The sequence below is a fragment of the uncultured Leptotrichia sp. genome, from assembly GCF_938036635.1.
GTDB classification, from domain to species: domain Bacteria; phylum Fusobacteriota; class Fusobacteriia; order Fusobacteriales; family Leptotrichiaceae; genus Leptotrichia; species Leptotrichia hongkongensis.
Window position 1 is genome coordinate 1 of sequence record NZ_CALHQO010000577.1, and the last position, 1,881, is coordinate 1,881.

General features: G+C 25.6%; 2 protein-coding genes. Both read right to left on the reverse strand.

Features of this window, described 5'->3' with window-relative positions; translation table 11 throughout:
* Positions 1-27: 27 nt before the first annotated feature.
* Entirely contained in the window at positions 28-501 is a 474-nt protein-coding gene (locus Q0370_RS11525; RefSeq protein WP_299575869.1) for a hypothetical protein, read from the reverse strand.
* Positions 502-509: 8 nt separating this feature from the next.
* On the reverse strand, positions 510-1,881 hold a 1,372-nt coding region (locus Q0370_RS11530), incomplete at its 5' end, for a hypothetical protein (protein WP_299575871.1).

Sequence of the window (1,881 nt, forward strand, 5' to 3'; positions counted from 1 at the left end):
CATAAATACTCTAAAAAATTAATTTTATTATTTGTATTTATCCATTATCCATTTATTCTTAATATAATTTTCTTTTATTTTTTCAGTATTTCCTTTATCAAAAAAATCTTTTATTACTTCATAAACAAATTCTTTATCTTCCGTAAACATACTTAAAGGAACTTTATGCAGATTATTGTCTATTAAATCTGGATAATTTGGATAATATGTCAATGCTATCGGTGCATTTGGATTTATATAATAATAATATTCATAATCCTCTTCTTCGTCTTCATCAAATACTTCCAAAGAAATTTTTCCATTTAGCATTTTTACGTTTAAACTTTTAGATATATAATGATCATTTTCTACTATATCAATCAAATCTAACCCTGTGCCTTGTGAAACATATTTAAATTTTAGTGAGTTTTTATATTTTATTTCAAACATTTCTAAGGCTTCTTCTAAATTTATTTTATTACCATTTATTTTTCTTACATAATAATTAGTTCTTTTAAACATTTTTTCGCTCACTTCGTTATTTTCTTATAAATTCTATCTATTTTCGCTTCAGGGATTAATCCTTTTTTTCCAAACTTTACATAATTATAAGGGAATTTATTTTTACATTTCCAGTCGAATATTTCTTCTATTTCTGGTTCTATTAACAATTTCATTTCATTTATTTTTTCATTCATATCCGTTTCTTCTGTATAATCATCCCATATGTGAAAAGTAGTTAATCCTTCTTTTTTATTAAATGTTATAAAAACAACAGCATCACTTTCACCAGTTGGTTTCCCTCTATCTAAAATCGAAAAAATTTGTATTTCTTCAACTTCATTTTTTTCTATCATTTCTTTTATTCTTTTATCTGTTGATGTATCTAAATATTTTAATGAATTATCTTGATTTAGCCAACCGTTATCTGTTCTTAATTTTACATAATTATTTTCAAATGAATGAAAATCTAAATACCATTTCATCTGTTCATACCATTTTAATTCCTTTTCTTTGTTACCTATATATTTACCTTTTATATATGCCACCCTTATTTCTACCATATATAAATCTTCCTCTTCCATAGAAATATTAGTTGCTCCTTTTCCATCCAGTTTTTCTAGTGCTTCAAAATATGGAGTAAAATCAAAATCCGTCTTGTGCATTGTCAAAACATATTCACAATATCTATCTATCGTTTCAACCGGGTTGCTAAGTATCTTCATATTTTCTATATCGCCATTTTGTATTGCATATACAATTCCATCTTTTAAATGTGTTTTCACAAATAGCGTTGTTTCAATTTCATTTTCATTTCCTTCATATCTTGTATCCAAAAAACTCATAAAATCCGTACACGTTCCGCCCAATGATTTCAAATCAAATTTCGGCATAAATTGTTCCATCCATTTATACCATTTCTTTTGTTTCCCTTTAGGAATTTTATACGAGTCCATATATCCATCAAAACTATCCCAACTATTACATGGCAACACATAACCTATGCCATTATTTACTCCAAAACCACTAAATTTATAGAAATATGATTTCTTTATTTCTTCTGGTAAATAATTAAATCTGCTAATTTCTCTTATTATTTTATTTTCTTCATCATTATCACATAAATTATTTCCATAAAAATCTCTTTCAATTTCTATTAATTTACCATTACATTCTATACCTAAAAATGTATTTCCAATTTCTCCTTCATCTAATTCTACCCCAGCGAATAAATCTCCACTTTCCTTTAAAATTTTACCTGTTCTTGGTTGATATTTGTATAAATATTCAAATAACCACTCTTTTCCATTTTCTTTAAATGGTGTGACTATATCGTATGAATTTTGATTTTCAATAATGTCTTTTTTTACAAATTGAGGAATATCTTCGTATTTTTCCCAG

Bases quoted from the DNA above. Each gene is read 5' to 3' on its own strand.
- Q0370_RS11525 (WP_299575869.1), bottom strand. From the start codon at position 501: ATGTTTAAAAGAACTAATTATTATGTAAGAAAAATAAATGGTAATAAA.